Origin of the sequence: Prauserella aidingensis (assembly GCF_024171865.1) — a bacterium.
Taxonomy (GTDB): Bacteria; Actinomycetota; Actinomycetes; order Mycobacteriales; family Pseudonocardiaceae; genus Prauserella; species Prauserella aidingensis.
The window spans coordinates 1-2,657 of record NZ_JAMTCN010000063.1 but is presented as its reverse complement, the minus strand read 5'-3'; the positions used below and the strand labels follow the sequence as shown (position 1 = coordinate 2,657).

Genomic DNA, 2,657 nt, shown 5'->3' with positions numbered 1-2,657 from the left:
GTTGTGCAGGCGGCGCCCGGCCCGTTTTTACTGCTTTGAGTCGGTCGGTGGGGTCAGGTACCCCACTTCGGTCAGCCAGAACTCGAGCGCGGCATCGATGGCCGCGATCTGCGATGAGCCCGTGTCCTCGCGGTAGCGGTTCAGCGCGTCGTCGAGATCCTTGCGAATGCGGTAGCCGGTCATGCGGCGTTCGGGTTTCTGCTCGGCGGCCGGCCGCGGTGGCTGTCGCGACATCAGCGCCACCTTCTCGATGTCTGTTCCAATTCGTTCATGCAGACAGCTTGCATGACAGCACGCTTGCTGTCAAACTAGTTGTCATGAGCTTGACGCAGAACCTCTACGGCGGCGGGGACGTCCTCGCGTGGTGGGAGCGCCACTGTGGCGACCCCACCCCCGTTACGGATGTCATCGCCGAGCAGGCGCGCAGCTCGGTGCGGCCACTGTCCACGACGGACTACGACCACGCCGCGATGGTCGGCAGCATCGTCAATCGCATGCTCGAGCGCGCCGTGCAGCCCGCGCCGCCGTACGCGGCGATCTGGGGCGCCGGCCGATCCGAGCAGGCGACACTGTGGCCCACCCACAGCAACCTGCCCGCGGAGCGACGTCCCGCAGCGAACAGCTGGCGCCCCACCCCGCGCGGTTTCGACGAGCTGGTCCCTGGCACCGGCGCGGGCGACCACGCCACCCTGATCGCCCGCGCGGCCGAGCTCGAGAACGACCCGGCCGCGACGGACGCTGACCGAGCAACCGCCGCCGGCATCGTCACCATGTGCGAGGCCGCCTACCGCGGCGCAGGCCGAACCCTCGGCACGATCACCGAGGCCGCCGTCGTCGACGGCGCCCGCGTCTTCCACAACATGACGCGCTCGACCACGCGAGCAGCGGCTCTATGCGGCGGGAAGCTGCGCGGCTACGCCGCGCCCGTGTTCGCACCGCATTGGGCCGACGGCGACCTACTCCTCGGCCCGGGCGTAACCGGCGGGCACTGCCTCGTCGAGGTCAAGTGCTGCAGCAACAACACCGCGCGCTCGCCTGAGCGCACACGGCTGTGGATCTGGCAGGCACTGTCCTACGTCGCCTGCGACCTCTCCGAGGACCTGTGGGGAATCACAGCTGTGGGCCTGTGGATGGCCCGGCAAGACGTACTGCTCACGTGGTCTGTGCCCGACCTGCTCGGCCAACTCGGCATGAGCCGGCGACATCTAAGCCACCTCGCGACCGTCTGCGAGGCCGCCTACGCATCTGAGGCCGCCGAGGCCGGATGGACAGGCTGATAACCGAATAAATACGAGCCCGCCCCGGCTGGACTCCTACATCTCACCGGGACGGGCTCTGACGCGAAACACTCACGAAGGAGCGTTCCATGTCTCAGGGTATCCGTGCGGCTTCGCCGCGCTCGATCGGTAACGCCATCATCGGCGCACCGAACACTTCCCCCCGTCCCGGCGAGGAGGGCTACCGCGCCCCCTCGACCGAGACCACACAGCCGACCCCTCTGCGGTGGCTAACGTTCTACTCGGCCCACCTGTCGACGGCTGGCGCAGCCGCCGGCGCCGCGGCAACCATGCACCCGCTGCTGTGGGCACTCGTCGCCGTCCCACTCGGCCTACTCGGTGCATCCGAGACCGAGCGACTGGCCAACAACGCCCGCGTCCGCGCCCAGCGGGCGGCCGCCGAGCAGGCCACTCCGGCCGGAAGGGCGGTGGCGGCATGAGTGGCCACGTCTGCACCGCGCACATGTACATCGTCTGCGGTATCGCCACCTGCACCGTCTGCGGTCGGCAGTGGTCCGTATGAGCCGCCGCGACGACCGCAGGCGCGAGGAAGCCGCCCAGGCACTGGGCGACTGGATCAGCGACCCGACGACCCCCGACCACGAGATCGACGCAGCGGTCGCCGAACTGGCCGAAAGAAACCGCCAGCGCCAGGACCGCGAACGCAACCTCGAACTCTGATCGAAGGAGAGCCCCAATGCCGGAACTCGACACGTTCTGCACCGAGGACGGCGACCTGTGGGTCGTCGGCACCCACGACCCCTCCGAGGCCCGCCAGCTGGCCGTCGAGCAGCTGGCCCGTGAGGTCGCCCGGGAGGACCTCGCACGGTTGGATGCTGAGCCGGCACGCCGGTGGACCACCGGCCCGATCGAACACCCCCACGGCGACGCCGAGTATCCCCTCGTCAACGAGACCGTCTCCGGCGCTGCACCTGCACTGATCTGGGGCTGAGGAGGAGGAACCATGAAGCTCAAGCGACGTGACGAACCAGCGGACGCGCAGGACCGCTGGGATGCCATCTTGGCCGGAAAGGTTGCCCGGCCAAGCGGCTACGCCACCCTCACCAAGGCAGTTCCGCGGTGGCTGAGGAAAGCGACCGCTGACGCTGTTGGCGGCTCCGACGGTGCTTACGATGGCTGGCCGATCGGTGAGTGCGGCGTGCCCGGCCTGGACTGGGACAAACTGGTCCGTAAGCACCGCAGGTCGATCCGGCCCGCCGGCGGCGGAACCGGTACCGCCCGGTGGCCCTCGTGGGAACAGTGGTGCGCGGCTTGGCGCCTCATCCGCGCTGCACACCCCACGACAGCCACCTTCTACGTCGAGCTCCTCGTCTCCCACGACGGCATGCTCGAAGTCGGCGGGCTGAGCCTCGACGTCCC

6 protein-coding genes are annotated in these 2,657 nt (G+C 69.0%); 5 read left to right on the top strand and 1 reads right to left on the bottom strand.

The window, feature by feature from the left end; genetic code table 11:
- Positions 1-27 precede the first annotated feature (27 nt).
- Positions 28-234, bottom strand: a complete 207-nt coding sequence (locus LY13_RS25350; RefSeq protein WP_253831080.1) for a hypothetical protein — start codon at positions 232-234, stop codon at positions 28-30.
- 83 nt (positions 235-317) lie between these two features.
- Here LY13_RS25350 and LY13_RS25345 point away from each other — a divergent pair, with 83 nt between their 5' ends.
- The 5 genes from LY13_RS25345 to LY13_RS25325 all read left to right on the top strand — a co-directional run.
- Complete coding sequence (locus LY13_RS25345) at positions 318-1,277, top strand: hypothetical protein (RefSeq protein ID WP_253831079.1); 960 nt, start codon at positions 318-320, stop codon at positions 1,275-1,277.
- Between the two features lie 89 nt (positions 1,278-1,366).
- Positions 1,367-1,717 carry a hypothetical protein gene (locus LY13_RS25340; RefSeq protein WP_253831078.1) on the top strand — a complete coding sequence of 117 codons (351 nt, stop codon included), beginning with the start codon at positions 1,367-1,369 and terminating at the stop codon, positions 1,715-1,717.
- Positions 1,718-1,796: 79 nt separating this feature from the next.
- Positions 1,797-1,958, top strand: coding sequence for a hypothetical protein (locus LY13_RS25335; protein ID WP_253831077.1), 162 nt, complete (start codon positions 1,797-1,799; stop codon positions 1,956-1,958).
- Positions 1,959-1,974: 16 nt separating this feature from the next.
- Complete coding sequence (locus LY13_RS25330; RefSeq protein WP_253831076.1) at positions 1,975-2,229, top strand: hypothetical protein; 255 nt, start codon at positions 1,975-1,977, stop codon at positions 2,227-2,229.
- Between the two features lie 12 nt (positions 2,230-2,241).
- Positions 2,242-2,657, top strand: a 416-nt coding sequence (locus LY13_RS25325; protein WP_253831075.1) for a hypothetical protein, incomplete at its 3' end; no start/stop codon positions are given.

Coding starts and splice junctions, on each gene's coding strand:
- LY13_RS25340 (WP_253831078.1), top strand. CDS start 1,367: ATGTCTCAGGGTATCCGTGCGGCTTCGCCGCGCTCGATCGGTAACGCC.
- LY13_RS25330 (WP_253831076.1), top strand. CDS start 1,975: ATGCCGGAACTCGACACGTTCTGCACCGAGGACGGCGACCTGTGGGTC.
- LY13_RS25350 (WP_253831080.1), bottom strand. CDS start 234: ATGTCGCGACAGCCACCGCGGCCGGCCGCCGAGCAGAAACCCGAACGC.
- LY13_RS25345 (WP_253831079.1), top strand. CDS start 318: ATGAGCTTGACGCAGAACCTCTACGGCGGCGGGGACGTCCTCGCGTGG.
- LY13_RS25335 (WP_253831077.1), top strand. CDS start 1,797: ATGAGCCGCCGCGACGACCGCAGGCGCGAGGAAGCCGCCCAGGCACTG.